This is a genomic window from Pseudomonas flexibilis (genome assembly GCF_000806415.1).
Classification (GTDB): Bacteria; Pseudomonadota; Gammaproteobacteria; order Pseudomonadales; family Pseudomonadaceae; genus Serpens; species Serpens flexibilis.
Window position 1 is genome coordinate 408,288 of record NZ_JTAK01000001.1, and the last position, 13,898, is coordinate 422,185.

The 13,898-nt window shown below is 67.6% G+C and carries 15 protein-coding genes, 2 tRNA genes and 1 pseudogene; 11 read left to right on the forward strand and 7 right to left on the reverse strand.

What is annotated here, in order from left to right:
* The first annotated feature begins 176 nt into the window (after positions 1-176).
* The gene (locus PT85_RS02020) at positions 177-803 is read left to right on the forward strand and encodes a TetR/AcrR family transcriptional regulator (RefSeq protein ID WP_039605784.1); all 627 of its coding nucleotides are present in this window, start codon (positions 177-179) and stop codon (positions 801-803) included.
* A 28-nt stretch (positions 804-831) separates the two neighbouring features.
* Here the strand turns inward: PT85_RS02020 and PT85_RS17535 are convergent, their stop codons facing one another.
* A complete protein-coding gene (locus tag PT85_RS17535) occupies positions 832-1,002 on the reverse strand; it encodes a DUF2897 family protein (RefSeq protein ID WP_065365683.1) in 171 nt (56 codons plus the stop codon).
* 129 nt (positions 1,003-1,131) lie between these two features.
* Between PT85_RS17535 and pyrF the strand changes: the two genes are divergently transcribed.
* From pyrF to PT85_RS02035, 3 genes are all read left to right on the forward strand, one after another.
* The gene (pyrF, locus tag PT85_RS02025; RefSeq protein ID WP_039605785.1) at positions 1,132-1,827 is read left to right on the forward strand and encodes an orotidine-5'-phosphate decarboxylase; all 696 of its coding nucleotides are present in this window, start codon (positions 1,132-1,134) and stop codon (positions 1,825-1,827) included.
* Between the two features lie 89 nt (positions 1,828-1,916).
* The gene (locus PT85_RS02030; protein WP_027591697.1) at positions 1,917-2,156 is read left to right on the forward strand and encodes a type II toxin-antitoxin system RelB/DinJ family antitoxin; all 240 of its coding nucleotides are present in this window, start codon (positions 1,917-1,919) and stop codon (positions 2,154-2,156) included.
* Positions 2,146-2,433 (forward strand): type II toxin-antitoxin system RelE family toxin, encoded by a 288-nt coding sequence (locus tag PT85_RS02035; RefSeq protein WP_039605786.1) that lies wholly within the window; start codon positions 2,146-2,148, stop codon positions 2,431-2,433. The genes PT85_RS02030 and PT85_RS02035 overlap by 11 nt, the downstream gene beginning before the upstream one ends.
* A gap of 30 nt (positions 2,434-2,463) precedes the next feature.
* On the opposite strand, the gene PT85_RS02040 is transcribed toward PT85_RS02035, so the two are convergent.
* The 3 genes from PT85_RS02040 to PT85_RS02050 all read right to left on the reverse strand — a co-directional run bounded on the left by PT85_RS02040 (position 2,464) and on the right by PT85_RS02050 (position 5,170).
* Positions 2,464-3,123, reverse strand: coding sequence for a nitroreductase (locus tag PT85_RS02040; protein WP_027591695.1), 660 nt, complete (start codon positions 3,121-3,123; stop codon positions 2,464-2,466).
* 23 nt (positions 3,124-3,146) lie between these two features.
* Complete coding sequence (thiM, locus tag PT85_RS02045) at positions 3,147-3,998, reverse strand: hydroxyethylthiazole kinase (protein ID WP_081798342.1); 852 nt, start codon at positions 3,996-3,998, stop codon at positions 3,147-3,149.
* 170 nt (positions 3,999-4,168) lie between these two features.
* Positions 4,169-5,170: an NADP-dependent oxidoreductase gene (locus PT85_RS02050; protein WP_039605787.1), complete on the reverse strand. Its 1,002-nt coding sequence runs from the start codon at positions 5,168-5,170 to the stop codon at positions 4,169-4,171.
* Between the two features lie 167 nt (positions 5,171-5,337).
* Between PT85_RS02050 and PT85_RS02055 the strand changes: the two genes are divergently transcribed.
* Positions 5,338-6,048, forward strand: a complete 711-nt coding sequence (locus PT85_RS02055) for an AzlC family ABC transporter permease (protein WP_039561589.1) — start codon at positions 5,338-5,340, stop codon at positions 6,046-6,048.
* Positions 6,048-6,377, forward strand: coding sequence for an AzlD domain-containing protein (locus tag PT85_RS02060; protein ID WP_027591691.1), 330 nt, complete (start codon positions 6,048-6,050; stop codon positions 6,375-6,377). The genes PT85_RS02055 and PT85_RS02060 overlap by 1 nt, the downstream gene beginning before the upstream one ends.
* 110 nt (positions 6,378-6,487) lie before the next feature.
* On the opposite strand, the gene sugE is transcribed toward PT85_RS02060, so the two are convergent.
* From sugE to rdgC, 3 genes are all read right to left on the reverse strand, one after another.
* On the reverse strand, positions 6,488-6,802 hold the full coding sequence (sugE, locus tag PT85_RS02065; RefSeq protein ID WP_027591690.1) for a quaternary ammonium compound efflux SMR transporter SugE: 315 nt from the start codon (positions 6,800-6,802) through the stop codon (positions 6,488-6,490).
* 108 nt (positions 6,803-6,910) lie between these two features.
* Positions 6,911-7,873 carry a bile acid:sodium symporter family protein gene (locus tag PT85_RS02070; protein ID WP_039605788.1) on the reverse strand — a complete coding sequence of 321 codons (963 nt, stop codon included), beginning with the start codon at positions 7,871-7,873 and terminating at the stop codon, positions 6,911-6,913.
* A 167-nt stretch (positions 7,874-8,040) separates the two neighbouring features.
* Positions 8,041-8,961, reverse strand: a complete 921-nt coding sequence (gene rdgC, locus PT85_RS02075; protein ID WP_039562480.1) for a recombination-associated protein RdgC — start codon at positions 8,959-8,961, stop codon at positions 8,041-8,043.
* A 207-nt stretch (positions 8,962-9,168) separates the two neighbouring features.
* Between rdgC and PT85_RS02080 the strand changes: the two genes are divergently transcribed.
* The 5 genes and pseudogenes from PT85_RS02080 to PT85_RS02105 all read left to right on the forward strand — a co-directional run.
* Positions 9,169-9,244: transfer RNA gene (locus tag PT85_RS02080), tRNA-Val, on the forward strand.
* 13 nt (positions 9,245-9,257) lie between these two features.
* A tRNA-Asp gene (locus PT85_RS02085) sits at positions 9,258-9,334 on the forward strand.
* A 163-nt stretch (positions 9,335-9,497) separates the two neighbouring features.
* On the forward strand, positions 9,498-10,052 hold the full coding sequence (gene moaB / locus PT85_RS02090; RefSeq protein WP_027591935.1) for a molybdenum cofactor biosynthesis protein B: 555 nt from the start codon (positions 9,498-9,500) through the stop codon (positions 10,050-10,052).
* A complete protein-coding gene (locus tag PT85_RS02095; protein WP_039605789.1) occupies positions 10,049-11,281 on the forward strand; it encodes a molybdopterin molybdotransferase MoeA in 1,233 nt (410 codons plus the stop codon). Before moaB ends, PT85_RS02095 begins: the two co-directional genes overlap by 4 nt.
* 451 nt (positions 11,282-11,732) lie before the next feature.
* Positions 11,733-13,889 (forward strand): annotated as a pseudogene (locus PT85_RS02105) (ribonucleoside triphosphate reductase); the annotation flags it as partial.
* Between the last annotated feature and the right edge of the window lie 9 nt (positions 13,890-13,898).

Genomic DNA, 13,898 nt, shown 5'->3' on the forward strand with positions numbered 1-13,898 from the left:
TTGTCCGCTGACGCTAGAGAAGTGTCACGAACACTACCAAGCAAGCGCTTGGTTGAAAAGCCCTGGCGGTCATTTTTCCCAAGCGCTTGCTTGGTCAGGGCAATGCGGACAGAATTCGCCTCGGTCGTGGAGCCGGTCAGGCTGCCGCACAACGTTTGCTGAACGAGGTATCAGACGTGGATGAGCAGAAAGCCGGCAAGGTGATGCGGGAACTGGTGGCCGCTGGGCGCATGACCGATCCGGACAGCGCGCGGGGCAAGCTGCTGCAGGCCGCCGCCCGCCTGTTTCGTCGCAAGGGCTATGAACGCACGACGGTGCGCGACCTGGCTACGGCAGTGGGCATCCAGTCCGGCAGCATCTTCCACCACTTCAAGAGCAAGGAAGAGATCCTGCGCGCGGTGATGGAGGAAACCATCGTCTACAACACCGCGCTGATGGAGGCCGCGCTGGCCGAGGCGGGCAGCCTGCGCGAACGGGTGCTGGCGCTGATCCGCTGCGAACTGCAGTCGATCATGGGCGGCACCGGCGAAGCCATGGCGGTGCTGGTCTATGAGTGGCGTTCGCTGTCGGAAGACAGCCAGACACACATCCTGGGCCTGCGCGATCGCTACGAGCAGCTGTGGCTGACGGTTCTGGAGGAAGCGCGCGCGGCGGGTTACGTGCAGAGCGATCCGTTCATCCTGCGCCGCTTTCTGACTGGCGCGCTGAGCTGGAGCACCACCTGGTTCCGGCCCGACGGCCCGATGAGCCTCGATGCGCTGGCCGAGGAAGCCCTGGCGCTGGTGATCCGCAACCCCGCCTGAAGAGGGCCCGCACAGGCGGGCCCGCCGGTTACTTGCGGTACTCGCGCTCCTGGGCGTCGAGCCGCGCGTTGCGCTCCTTGATTTCCTTGAGCTGTTCCTCGGTCAGGGGAATCTTCTTGGCGCCGCTGCGCAGCATCAGCAAGCCGCCGATCACCGTGCCGAACACCAGAACCAACAGCAGCCACATATACCAGGGCATGGTCGTACACCTCTCGATTCAGTCTTCTAACCATACGACGGCCTGTGGGCTTTGTCAGTGCGGCGCTGTGGGGGTGCTGCCGCACGGGGTACAATGCCCGCCGTTTTTGTCTGCCCGATGAGTCTCGCCATGGCCTGCCAGTCCCCGATTATCGTTGCCCTCGACTTCCCTTCCCGCGACGCCGCCCTTGAGCTGGCGGCGCGCCTGGACCCGACCCGCTGCCGGGTGAAGGTGGGCAAGGAACTGTTCACCCGCTGCGGCCCGGCGGTGGTGGAGGACCTTCAGGCCAAGGGTTTCGAAGTCTTCCTGGACCTGAAATTCCACGACATCCCCAACACCACGGCCATGGCGGTGAAGGCCGCCGCCGAGCTGGGCGTGTGGATGGTCAACGTGCACTGCTCCGGCGGCCTGCGCATGATGGCGGCCTGCCGGGAAACCCTGGACGCCCTGAACGGACCGAAGCCGCTGCTGATCGGCGTGACCGTGCTGACCAGCATGGAGCAGTCCGACCTGGCCGGTATCGGCCTGGACATCGAGCCGCAACAGCAGGTGCTGCGCCTGGCCGGTCTGGCGGCCCAGGCCGGGCTGGACGGCCTGGTGTGCTCGGCCCAGGAAGCGCTGGCGCTCAAGGCGGCACACCCGCAGCTGCAACTGGTTACTCCGGGCATTCGTCCGGCCGGCAGCGCCACGGATGACCAGAAGCGCATCCTCACCCCGCGCCAGGCCATGCAGGCCGGCTCCGACTACCTGGTGATCGGCCGGCCGATCAGCCAGGCCGCCGATCCGCAACAGGCACTGGCGGCGGTGCTGGCCGAGCTGGGCTGACGGCCTCGACGCCTTCCGGCGCGATCAGGTTGCCATGCGGTTGCAAGGGTGCCATGGTAATGACCGATGTCATTACAAGGGCCGCCGCCATGGCAACCATCAATATTCGTATCGACGACGAGCTGAAAGCCCGGGCCTACCGGGAGCTGGAAAAGCTCGGTGTCACCCCCTCCGAGCTGATGCGCCAAGCCTTGCAGTATGTGGCCGAGCGTGGGCAGCTGCCGTTTCGCCCGGTGCTGCTGACCGAGGAAGACGAGGCGTTGATCGCCACTGTTCGCGAGCGTCTGGCAGATCCGCAGCGCGTGAAGGTTGCGCTGGATGACCTATAGCCTGGAGTTCGATGCGCGGGCGCTCAAGGAATGGCACAAGCTGGGCGATACGGTTCGCCAACAGTTCAAGAAGAAGCTTGCAGAGATCCTGCTGAATCCGCGGATCGAGGCGAACCGTCTCCACTCGCTGCCGGACTGCTACAAGATCAAGCTGCGTAGCAGCGGTTATCGACTTGTGTATCAGGTGATCGACCACGAAGTGGTGGTGTTTGTGGTCGCGGCAGATCGCCGCGAGCGCGAGCAGGTCTACCGCAAGGCGGCCGAACGCCTCAAATAACCGCCCCGGCCGAACGCCGGGGCCCAGTCCTCAAAACCCCACCAGCTGCCCCCACTCGCCAAAGTCGGCGCGGGTGGCGCGCAGGCTGTTGATGGGCGCTTCCTTGTCCTCGTAGCCCAGGGCGATGCCGTAGGTCACCCGATAGCCCTCGGGCACCTCGATGTGCTGCCTGACTACCGCGTCGTAGCGACGCCAGAAGCCCTGGGCGCAGGTGGCCAGTCCTTCCTCGGTGGCGCGCAGCATGAAGGACTGCAGGTACAAGCCCAGGTCCATCCACTGCACCGGGCCCATGCGTTCGTCGATGAACACCAGGATGCCTACCGGCGCGCCGAAGAACTGCGCATTCCTGGCCAGCTGGCGAAAGCGCCCGGCCTTGTCTTCGCGCGGAATGCCGATGCTGCGGTAGAGGTCCTCGCCGTTGGCGAAGCGGCGGGTGCGGTACGGCTCCCACAGGTTCGGCGGATAGGAGAGCTGCGAGGGATTCTCCTCGCCGGAGGTTTTCGCCACATCGGCCAGCAGGCCGCTGAGGCGCTCGCCGGTGATGGCAGCCACCCGCCAGGGCTGCATGTTGCCGCCCGAGGCGGCCAGCGCCGCATCCTGCATCAGTTGCTGTACCAGCCGGGCCGACGGCACCTGCGGGGTGAAGGCGCGCACGGAACGGCGTTCGCGCAAGGCTTGAGAGACGTGCATGGGGATTCTGATCCTTCTTGTTGTCAGACGGTTTCGAGAGCGGTCACTTCCAGCTGCATGCGCTCGCGGAAGCTGGCTTCCTCCAGGCGATACAGCTCATCGATGAAGCCAATGGCGAACGATCCCGGTGCCGTGTGGCGCTGCGCCGCCAGGGCGCCGGCGATGGCGAAGCTGGCGTGGGCCGCCACCGCCGCCACCAGCGGCTCGGCCACCGACTGGTAGGCCGCCAGCAGGGCGCCCAGGGCACAGCCGGTGGCCGTCACGCGCGGCTGCAGCGGGCTGCCGCCGAAGATGCGCACCAGCACCTGCTGGCGCTGGTAACGACCGACCAGATGATCCACCGCGCCGGAGGCGCAGACCACCGGACTGTGTTGCAGCAGCTGCAAGGCGGCCGGTACGGCGCTGGCGGGCTCGTCGGAGCTGTCGACGCCGCGGCCGCCTTCGCCCAGGCCGGACAGGCCCTTGATTTCCGAGGGATTGCCGCGAATGGCGCTGGGCTGGAAACGCAGCAGGTCCAGTGCCACCCCGCCGCGCCAGGGCAGGCCACCGGCGCCGATGGGGTCCAGTACCCAGGGTTTGCCGGCCTGCCGTGCGGCTTCGGCGGCCAGGCGCATGGATGCCACCTGGGCGTCGGTGGGCGTACCCAGGTTGATCAGGAGCGCATCGGCGATGCCTGCGAACAGCGCGGCTTCCTGGGTGTTGTCGACCATCGCCGGCGACGCGCCGGCGGCCAGCAGCACGTTGGCCATGTAGTTGGCCGACACCACGTTGGTGATGCATTGCACCAGCGGCGTGCGCCCCTGCAGGGCCCGATGGGCCTCGATCACCTGTTCGCGCAGCACGCCGGTCGTCTGCCGGGCATCGAATGTTTGCATCGCGTCATGCCTCTCGTTGAACCGGCGCAGAGCATACCTGCTGCCCCGGCATCCGCGCACAGGTTCCGCGCCGCGTCCGGGTGCCGCACAAGGCGGCTTTAGCGTAGGGAGGTCGGCGCTTTTCCGGCCGCCGCCAAAGGTGGCCAACGCGTTGCGTTGACCACCCTACGTCACTCCACCTTGAGCACCAGCTTGCCGAAGTTCTCGCCGCTGAACAGCTTGAGCAGGGTCTCCGGGAAGGTGTCCAGGCCCTCCACGATGTCTTCCTTGCTCTTCAGCTGGCCGCTGGCCAGCCAGCCGCCCATCTCGCGCAAGGCGAGGGGGAACTGCGCCGCATGGTCCATGACCACGAAACCTTCCATGCGCGCCCGGTTGACCAGCAGCGACAGGTAGTTGCGCGGGCCGACCGGCGCTTCCAGGTTGTTGTACTGGCTGATGGCCCCGCAGATCACCACCCGAGCCTTGTAGGCCAGGCGGGCCAGCACGGCGTCGAGGATCTCCCCGCCGACGTTGTCGAAGTACACATCGACGCCCTTCGGGCAGGTGCGCTTGAGGCCGGTGGTCACGTCCTCGTGCTTGTAGTCGATGGCGGCGTCGAAGCCCAGTTCCTCGGTCAGGTAGCGGCATTTTTCCGCGCCACCGGCGATGCCGACCACCCGACAGCCCTTCAGCCTGGCGATCTGCCCGGCAATGCTGCCCACCGCGCCGGCGGCGCCGGAGATCACTACGGTTTCGCCGGCCTTGGGCGCGCCGACCTCCAGCAGGGCGAAATAGGCGGTCAGGCCGGTCATGCCCAGTGCCGAGAGATACAGCGGCAGCGGCGCCAGCTTCGGGTCGACCGGGTAGAATCCCTTCGGCTCGCCGAGGAAGTAATCCTGCACGCCGAGCGCACCACCGACGAAGCTGCCGACCGGGAACTGCGGGTGCCGCGAGGCGACCACCTCGCCCACGCCCAAGGCGCGCATCACGCCGCCCAGCGGCACCGGCTCGATGTACGACTTGCCTTCGTTCATCCAGCCGCGCATGGCCGGGTCGATGGACAGGTAGCGGTTGCGCACCAGCACCTGGCCATCGGCGGGCTCGCCAAGCGGCGTTTCCACCCGGCGGAAGGTGTCGCGGGTCGGCAGGCCAACCGGGCGCTGGGCAAGCAGGAACTGGCGGTTGCTGGGCATGGAGGATCCTCGTGCGGTTCTTGTTGTGGCCTCAGGGATAGCCGGCCGCAGCCGGTCGGGCAAGCTCCAGTGCCGGTGGGAATGCCGGGCCATGCACCGACGTGATGGCGGGCGAGACGTTCGGCGGGCTTTGGTGTAGGTTGGCCGTCCTCTCGCAAGGAGCTTCCATGTCTCGTTCCACCGAACTGCTCAACGGCGCCCGCGATACACTGCCGCTGATCCTCGGCGCCATCCCCTTCGGCATCATCTACGGCACCCTGGCCAGCGCCGCCGGGCTGACGCCCTGGCAGGCGCTGGGCATGTCCCTGTTCGTCTATGCCGGCTCGGCGCAGTTCATCGCCGTCAGCCTGCTGGGCGGTGGTGCCAGCCTGGCGGTGCTGCTGCTGACCACCTTCGTGGTCAACCTGCGCCATGCGCTGTACAGCGCTACCCTGCAGCCGTTCGTGCGCCACCTGCCGGGCCGCTGGCGCCTGCCGCTGGCCTTCTGGCTCACCGACGAGACCTTCGCGGTGGTGCAGCACCGCTATGCCGAGGCCGAGCAGTCGCCCTACAAGCACTGGTACTTCCTCGGCTCCTGTCTGGCGATGTACGGCAACTGGCAGCTGTGCACGCTGATCGGCGTGGGCTTCGGGCAGGCGGTACCGAACCTGGCTGCCTGGGGACTGGACTTCGCCATGCTGGCCACCTTCATCGGCATCGTGGTGCCGATGCTGCGCAACCTGCCGCAGGTCGCGGCGGCGCTGGTGGCCGGCGCGGTGGCGGTGGCCTGCCATGCGCTGCCTTACCAACTGGGTCTGCTTGCGGCGGCACTGGCCGGCATTCTGGTCGGCGTGACGCTGGAGCGGCGCAAGGCGCCGCTGCCCGCGGAGGGGCTGTGATGGATATCTGGCTGCTGATTCTCGGCATGGCGGCGATCACCTTCGCCATCCGCTACAGCCTGTTCGCCTGGCCGAACCTGCGCTTTGCGCCCGTGGTGCGCCAAGCGCTGCATTACGTGCCGAGCGCAGTGCTCAGCGCCATCGTGGTGCCGGTGATGCTGATGCCGGACGGCGAAGGACTGCAGCTGAGCCTGGACAACGCCTACCTGCTGGCCGGTCTGGCGGCCATCGCCATCGCCGCCTTCACCCGCAACCTGCTGGCGACCATCGCCGGCGGGCTGTTGGTGTTCTTCCTGCTGCGCTGGGCGCTGGGGCAGTTGCCGATCTGAGTGAGGCCCCGAACTGTGGGAGTGAATTCATTCGCGAGCTTTTGCGCGGGACCGCAGGAAAAGGATCGCGGACAAGTCCGCTCCCACCCAGTTGCGTGGGGCGCGGGTGTCTAATTGCTCAGCTTCAGCCCGATCAGTCCCGCCACCACCAGCGCCACGCTGATCAGCCGCAGCGGCGCCACGGATTCGCCGAACAGGAAGATGCCAGCGATCACCGTGCCCACCGCGCCGATGCCGGTCCATACCGCGTAGGCGGTACCCAGCGGCAGGCCCTTCATGGCCCAGCCGAGCAGCACGACACTGATGACCATGGCCGCCAGGGTCAGGGCCGAGGGGATCAGGCGGGTAAAGCCGTCGCTGTACTTCAGGCCGATGGCCCAGGCGATTTCGAACAGGCCGGCAAAGAAAAGAATGAGCCAGGACATGGGGCGTACTCCAGGGTTAATGGGGTCGTCCCCGCAGGCAGGGCGTTGCGTCCTTGGGGAGGAGGCAGCGCTGGCGGGGTCGTCCCCGCCAGGCGCCTATTCTGCACATCAGGGCCGGGTGGGCAAGTCGTCCGCGCTGCGATCCTGCATACGCCGGTAGACGGTGGCCAGCAGCGGGCCGGACAGGTTGTGCCAGACACTGAACAGCGCGCTGGGCACCGCCGCAAGCGGGGTGAAGTGCGCGCTGGCCAGCGCGGCGCCGAGGCCGGAGTTCTGCATGCCCACCTCGATGGACAGCGTCTTGCGCTGCGCCAGCGGCAGGCCGAACAGCCGGCCGGCGAGGTAGCCGAGCGCCAGGCCCAGGCCGTTGTGCAGCACCACCACCGCCATGATCAGCAGGCCGGACTCGGCGATCTTCGCCTGGCTGGCCGCCACCACGCCGGCGACGATGGCGACGATGGCCACCACCGACACCAGCGGCAGCACCTCCACCGCCGCCTGCACCCGCGCGCCGAGCAGGCGCTGGGCGAGCAGGCCGAGCACGATGGGCAGGATCACCACCTGCACGATGGACCAGAACATGGCGGCGAAATCCACCGGCAGCCAGGCCGAGGCGAGCAGCCAGATCAGTGCCGGGGTGACCAGCGGGGCGAGCAGGGTGCTCACCGAGGTGATTGCCACCGACAGCGCCACGTCGCCCCGGGCGAACCAGGTGATGACGTTGGAGGCGGTGCCGCCCGGGCAGCAGCCCACCAGGATCACGCCCACGGCGATCTCCGCCGGCAGGCCGAGTGCCTGGCAGAGCAGCCAGGCCAGCGCCGGCATGATGATGAACTGGGCCAGCACGCCGATCAGCACCCGCAGCGGACGGCGCGCCACCTCGGCGAAGTCGGCGGTTTTCAGGGTCAGGCCCATGCCGAACATCACCAGGCCGAGCAGCGGCACGATCCAGCCGCCCTTGGCGATCGGCAGGAACACGGAGGGCAGGTAGAAGGCCAGGCCGGCGAACAGCAGAACCCAGAGGGCGAAGGTATTGCCGGCGAAGCGGCTGAGAGCGGCCAATGCACGCATGGGGTGTTTCCTTGGTTCGTACTAAGGGAAGGCCCGCGCGCTTCCCGGCATGGCGGAAAGTGGCCGGCCGGGACTGGGCGGCGCGGGTGGCGCCGGCAGGGCCCGGGCTGGCCGCCACGCGCCCGGGATAAGGGCAGCGTGGCGGTTGCGGGTGGTAAAGAAAGCGATCAGACCGCCTGCGCGATGTCCTCGCCGCCGAGCGCCTCGAACAGCTGCGGCAGGAAGTCGTTGAGGGTCAGCATCATCAGGGTGAAGCTGGCGTCGAACTGGCCCTGGTCGTCCTCGCCACCGTCCTGCTCGGCCTGCTCCTGCAGCAGGTCCTCGAAGCGCAGACGCTTGATGACCAGCTTGTCGTCCAGCACGAAGGACAGCTTGTCCTCCCAGGCCAGGCTCAGCTTGGTGGCCAGCTTGCCGGCGGCGAGGTGGTTCTGTACTTCTTCGCTGGCCAGGTCCTGGCGCTTGCACTGGATGATGCCGCCGTCCTCGTGCGGATCGCGCAGCTCGCATTCGTCGCGCAGCTGCAGGCCGTGGCTGGCGGCGTTGTTCTTCACCCAGCCGGTAAAGGTGGCGATAGGCGCCTGCTTGACGTTGACCGGGCGCACCGGCAGCGAGCCCAGCACTTCGCGCAGGGTGGACAGCAGGTCCTCGGCGCGCTTGGCGCTGGAGCTGTCCACGAGGATCAGGCCCTGGGCCGGGGCAATGGCCGCGAAGGTCTTCGACTTGCGGATGAAGGCGCGCGGCAGGAAGGCCTGCACGATCTCGTCCTTCAGCTGCTCGCGTTCCTTCTTGTACACCTTGCGCATCTGCTCGGCCTCGATCTCCTCGATCTTCTCCTTCAGCGCATCGCGCACCACGCTGCCCGGCAGGATGCGTTCTTCCTTGCGTGCCGCCACCAGGTAGAAGCCCTGGCTGACATGCGCCAGCGGCGCGTCCGGGCCATTGCCGCAGGGCGGAATGAAGCCGTAGGTGGCCAGTTCCTGGCTGGCGCAGGGACGGGCGGGCTTTCCGGCCAGTGCGGTTTCCAGGGCCTCGGCATCGAAGCGGTAATCCGGGGACAGGCGATAGACGAGCAGGTTGCGGAACCACATGGCGGGGGCAGTCTCCTGAAGGCGCAAAGGGGCGCATTATTCCCCCTGCGCCGGAAACAGGCCAACCCCGGGGCTGGCGAATGTCGCGCAATCGGATGAAACAGCCGGATTTTCCTAAGTCGTTGGAACCTCTGAAAAAATTTTTCAAAGGGGGGGTTGCCAAGCGGTTCGGGCCTCTCTAGAATGCGCCCCACTTCGAGAGCAAATGGGTGGTTAGCTCAGCCGGGAGAGCATCTGCCTTACAAGCAGAGGGTCGGCGGTTCGATCCCGTCACCACCCACCACTCGAGGTAACGCGCAGCGGTAGTTCAGTCGGTTAGAATACCGGCCTGTCACGCCGGGGGTCGCGGGTTCGAGTCCCGTCCGCTGCGCCATATTCGAGCAAGGGTCAGACTGAAGCCCTTGCCACACAAAAAAAGCGACCTCAGGGTCGCTTTTTTTGTTTTCGCCTTCTGCGCTCGCGGCGTACCTCCATCGGGGAATGGGCGCCGTGTCGCCTTGCGTGCAGTCTGCTCATTGAATCTTCAGGAGACTGCCATGGCCCATCTTTCCAGTGCCGACTTTCAGCCTCTGCGCATCGCCGTGCTGACGGTCAGCGACACCCGTAATCTGGACACCGATACCTCCGGACACACCCTGATCGACGGCCTGCAAGGCGCCGGGCACCAGTTGGCCGACCGCGCGCTGGTACGCGACGACATCTGGCAGATCCGCGCCCGACTCTGCGCCTGGATCGCCGACCCCGCCGTGCAGGTGGTGTTGATCACCGGCGGCACCGGCTTCACCGCCCGTGACAACACCCCGCAAGCGGTCGCACCCTTGCTGGACAAGAGCGTCGACGGCTTCGGTGAACTGTTCCGCCAGGTCTCGCTGGCCGACATCGGCACCTCCACCATCCAGTCCCGCGCCCTGGCAGGGATCAGCAACGGCACCCTGGTGTGCTGTCTGCCGGGCTCGCCGAACGCCTGTCGCACGGCGTGGGAGAAGATCCTGCTCGGCCAGCTGGATGCGCGCACCCGGCCCTGCAATTTCGTGCCGCACCTCAAGCGCCTCGATGAGCAGCCCGCCAGTTGCTGCGGGAGCCGCTCATGAGTGCCTGCGGCTGTGACAGTCACGGCCTGCGCCCGGTCGATGAAGCCATCGCCGCGCTGATCGAACGCGTCCCGGCGCCGCCGGCGGTGGAGGAAATCGCGCTACGCGATGCGCTCGGCCGCGTGCTGGCCGAAACCCTGAGCGCGCCCTTCGATGTGCCGGCCTGGGATAACAGCGCCATGGACGGCTACGCGCTGCGCGTCGCCGACCTGCCGGCCGAGGGCGGCGCGCTGCCGCTGGCCGGACGCATCGCCGCCGGCGATACCGCACGGCAACCGCTGCCGGCGGGGCACGCGGTGCGCATCTTCACCGGCGCGCCCCTGCCGCCCGGCGCCGATACCGTGGTGGCCCAGGAAGCCTGTCGCATCGAGGGCGAACGGGTCTGCTTCCCGCCGTTGCAGGGCGGCGAAAACGTGCGCCGGCGGGGCGAGGAGCTGCTCGCCGGCGCTCCGGTATTGGAACAGGGCAAGAAGCTGCGCGCCCAGGAGCTGGGCCTGCTGGCCAGCTTCGGGCTGGCGCGGGTCAAGGTCTACCGGCGCCTGCGCGTCGCCGTGCTGAGTAGCGGCGACGAGCTGCGCGAGCCGGGCGAGGCGCTGCAGCCGGGCCAGCTGTACAACGCCAACCGCTACAGCCTGCTGGGCGTACTGCGCAGCCTCGGGTGCGAGGTCGACGATCTGCCGGTGATGCCCGACGACCTGGCGCTGACCCGCGACGCCCTGGCCCGCGCGGCGGCCGAGCACGATGTGCTGGTCAGCTCCGGCGGCGTCTCGGTGGGCGAGGAGGATCATCTCAAGCAAGCGGTGACCGAGCTGGGCGAGCTGCACCTGTGGCGGCTGGCCATCCAGCCCGGCAAGCCGCTGGCCTTCGGCAGCGTGCAAGGCATACCCTGGCTCGGCTTGCCGGGCAACCCGGCGGCGGCGCTGATCACCGCGCTGGTGGTGGCGCGGCCGTTCCTGCTGCGCGCCCAGGGTTGCGTCGAGGTGCTGCCGCAACCGCTGCGCCTGCCCGCCGGTTTTGCCTGGCGCAAGGCCAACGGCCGTCGCCAGTACCTGCGCGCGCGGCTGGAATCACGCGACGGAGCCTTGCAGGTGGTGCTGCACCCGCGCCAGGGCTCGGCGATGCTGACCTCCGCCAGCTGGGCCGACGGCCTGGCAGTGGTCGACTGCGGCCGCACCCTGGACATCGGCGAGGCGGTGGAATACCTGCCGTTCAGCTCCCTGCTCGGCTGAGCGAAAAGTTCGCGGACAAGTCCGCTCCCACGGAACAACGGCCTCGCACAAACCTGTGGGAGCGAATTCATTCGCGAGCTTATGGGCGCGGTCTGCAGGCTGACCGGGGGGGGGGGGGCGCCTAGTCGGGGGCGCCTGACCTGCCGCACCTGGCCGGGGGCGCCTAGCCGGCGGCACCTAGCCGGCCGCCAAAAAGCTCGCGGACAAGTCCGCTTCTACAGAAGAACGGCCCCGCGCAAACCCCTGTGGGAGCGAATTCATTCGCGAGCTTCTGGGTGCGGTCGGCCGCCAGGCCGGCCCGATGCAGCGCTTGCTTCTTGTGCACCAGGTCCGCCTCCGCCGGTCCGAAGTTGATCGAGGTCAATGGCATTCTTGTGCTTCGCCACTAGATTCAACACAACATGTTGTGTTTTGAGTTTTCGTTGAATCTATATGTAGGAGTGAGGAGCAGATGCCGGACAGGGTGATCAGGCGCAGCGGCGAGCGCGTGCCGTTCGATGGCGAGCGTATCCGCCTGGCCATTGCCGCCGCGGGGCGGGCCAGTGGCGAGTTCGACGATCGGCAGGCGGCGCAGTTGGCGCAGGGCGTGGTGGTGCGCCTGCCGGCGACGGGCGCGGTGGAGCTGGAAGCGGTCCAGGATCTCGCCGAGCAGGCGCTGATGGAGGCCGGCCACTACGCCAGCGCCAAGGCCTTCATCCTGCATCGGGCCCGCCACGGTCGCATGCGCCGCGACCGCAAGGCGCTGGTCGACGTGGCCGCCTCGATGAACGAATACCTGTCGCGCGAGGACTGGCGGGTGCGCGCCAACGCCAACCAGGGTTATTCGCTGGGCGGGCTGATCCTCAACGTCTCCGGCAAGGTCACCGCCAACTACTGGCTGGACGAGGTGTACAGCCCGGCCATCGGCGCGGCGCACCGCGAGGGCGACCTGCACATCCACGACCTCGACATGCTGGCCGGCTACTGCGCCGGCTGGTCGCTGCGAACGCTGCTCAACGAGGGCTTCAACGGCGTGCCTGGCCGGGTCGAGGCGGGGCCGCCGAAACACCTGTCCAGCGCCCTGGGGCAGATGGTCAACTTCCTCGGCACCCTGCAGAACGAATGGGCCGGCGCTCAGGCGTTCAGCAGCTTCGATACCTACCTGGCGCCCTTCGTGCGCAAGGACCGCCTGGGCTACGAACAGGTACGTCAGGCCATCCAGGAGTTCATCCACAATCTCAACGTGCCGTCGCGCTGGGGCACCCAGACGCCGTTCACCAACCTGACCTTCGACTGGGTGTGCCCCGAGGACCTGCGCGAGCAGATCCCCTGCATCGGCGGCGAGGAAATGCCCTTTGCCTACGGCGAGCTGCAGGCCGAGATGGCGCTGATCAACCGCGCCTACATCGAGGTGATGATGGCCGGCGACGGCCTGGGCCGGGTGTTCACCTTCCCGATCCCGACCTACAACATCACCCACGACTTCCCCTGGGACAGCGACAACGCCACGCGCCTGTTCGACATGGCCGCGCGCTACGGTCTGCCGTACTTCCAGAACTTCCTCAACTCGGACATGCAGCCCAACCAGGTGCGCTCCATGTGCTGCCGCCTGCAGCTGGACGTGCGCGAGCTGCTCAAGCGCGGCGGCGGGCTGTTCGGCTCGGCCGAGCAGACCGGCTCGCTGGGCGTGGTGACGATGAACTGCGCGCGCCTGGGCTATCTGTTCCGGGGCGACGAGCCGGGCCTGTATCGCCAGCTCGACCTGCTGCTTGACCTTGCCTACGAGAGCCTGGAGGTCAAGCGCAAGGTCATCCAGCAGCACATGGACAACGGCCTGTACCCCTACACGAAGCGCTACCTGGGCACCCTGCGCAATCACTTCTCCACCATCGGCGTGAACGGCCTGCACGAGATGCTGCGCAATTTCACCGGCGACCGCGAAGGCCTGCATACCGAGGCTGGCCGGCAACTGGCGCTGCGCCTGCTCGACCACGTGCGCGGGCGTCTGGTGCAGTTCCAGGCAGACAGCGGCCACCTCTACAACCTGGAGGCCACGCCCGCCGAGGGCACCACCTACCGGTTCGCCCGGGAAGACCGCAAGCGCTACCCGGACATCCTCCAGGCCGGCAGCGTCGAGGCGCCGTACTACACCAACTCCTCGCAGCTACCGGTGGGCTTCACCGATGACCCCTTCGAGGCGCTGGAGCTGCAGGACGCGCTGCAGTGCAAGTACACCGGCGGCACCGTGCTGCACCTGTACATGGCCGAGCGGATTTCCTCCGCCGAGGCCTGCAAGCAGCTGGTGCGCACCGCGCTGAGCCGCTTCCGCCTGCCGTACCTGACCGTCACGCCGACCTTCTCGATCTGCCCGGTGCACGGCTACCTGGCCGGCGAGCACGAGTTCTGCCCGCGCTGTGACGAGGCGCTGCTGCGCAAGCAGGCGTGCTGCGCCTGAATCGACTTCCCCCAACCCAAGGAGATCTCCATGAGTACGCAACTTCCCCAGGAACAACGCCAGCGCTGCGAAGTCTGGACCCGGGTGATGGGCTACCACCGTCCGGTGGCGGCCTTCAATCCCGGCAAGCAGTCCGAGCACCGTGAGCGCCGCCACTTCACCGAGTCGGCGGCCAACGGTCGC

What these genes read in the sequence shown, in the direction of transcription:
- moaB (WP_027591935.1), top strand. Translation starts at nt 9,498, where the DNA reads ATGGCCCATCTTTCCAGTGCCGACTTTCAGCCTCTGCGCATCGCCGTG.
- thiM (WP_081798342.1), bottom strand. Translation starts at nt 3,998, where the DNA reads ATGCAAACATTCGATGCCCGGCAGACGACCGGCGTGCTGCGCGAACAG.
- PT85_RS02035 (WP_039605786.1), top strand. Translation starts at nt 2,146, where the DNA reads ATGACCTATAGCCTGGAGTTCGATGCGCGGGCGCTCAAGGAATGGCAC.
- PT85_RS02070 (WP_039605788.1), bottom strand. Translation starts at nt 7,873, where the DNA reads ATGCGTGCATTGGCCGCTCTCAGCCGCTTCGCCGGCAATACCTTCGCC.
- PT85_RS17535 (WP_065365683.1), bottom strand. Translation starts at nt 1,002, where the DNA reads ATGCCCTGGTATATGTGGCTGCTGTTGGTTCTGGTGTTCGGCACGGTG.
- PT85_RS02050 (WP_039605787.1), bottom strand. Translation starts at nt 5,170, where the DNA reads ATGCCCAGCAACCGCCAGTTCCTGCTTGCCCAGCGCCCGGTTGGCCTG.
- pyrF (WP_039605785.1), top strand. Translation starts at nt 1,132, where the DNA reads ATGGCCTGCCAGTCCCCGATTATCGTTGCCCTCGACTTCCCTTCCCGC.
- rdgC (WP_039562480.1), bottom strand. Translation starts at nt 8,961, where the DNA reads ATGTGGTTCCGCAACCTGCTCGTCTATCGCCTGTCCCCGGATTACCGC.
- PT85_RS02040 (WP_027591695.1), bottom strand. Translation starts at nt 3,123, where the DNA reads ATGCACGTCTCTCAAGCCTTGCGCGAACGCCGTTCCGTGCGCGCCTTC.
- PT85_RS02055 (WP_039561589.1), top strand. Translation starts at nt 5,338, where the DNA reads ATGTCTCGTTCCACCGAACTGCTCAACGGCGCCCGCGATACACTGCCG.
- sugE (WP_027591690.1), bottom strand. Translation starts at nt 6,802, where the DNA reads ATGTCCTGGCTCATTCTTTTCTTTGCCGGCCTGTTCGAAATCGCCTGG.
- PT85_RS02095 (WP_039605789.1), top strand. Translation starts at nt 10,049, where the DNA reads ATGAGTGCCTGCGGCTGTGACAGTCACGGCCTGCGCCCGGTCGATGAA.
- PT85_RS02060 (WP_027591691.1), top strand. Translation starts at nt 6,048, where the DNA reads ATGGATATCTGGCTGCTGATTCTCGGCATGGCGGCGATCACCTTCGCC.
- PT85_RS02030 (WP_027591697.1), top strand. Translation starts at nt 1,917, where the DNA reads ATGGCAACCATCAATATTCGTATCGACGACGAGCTGAAAGCCCGGGCC.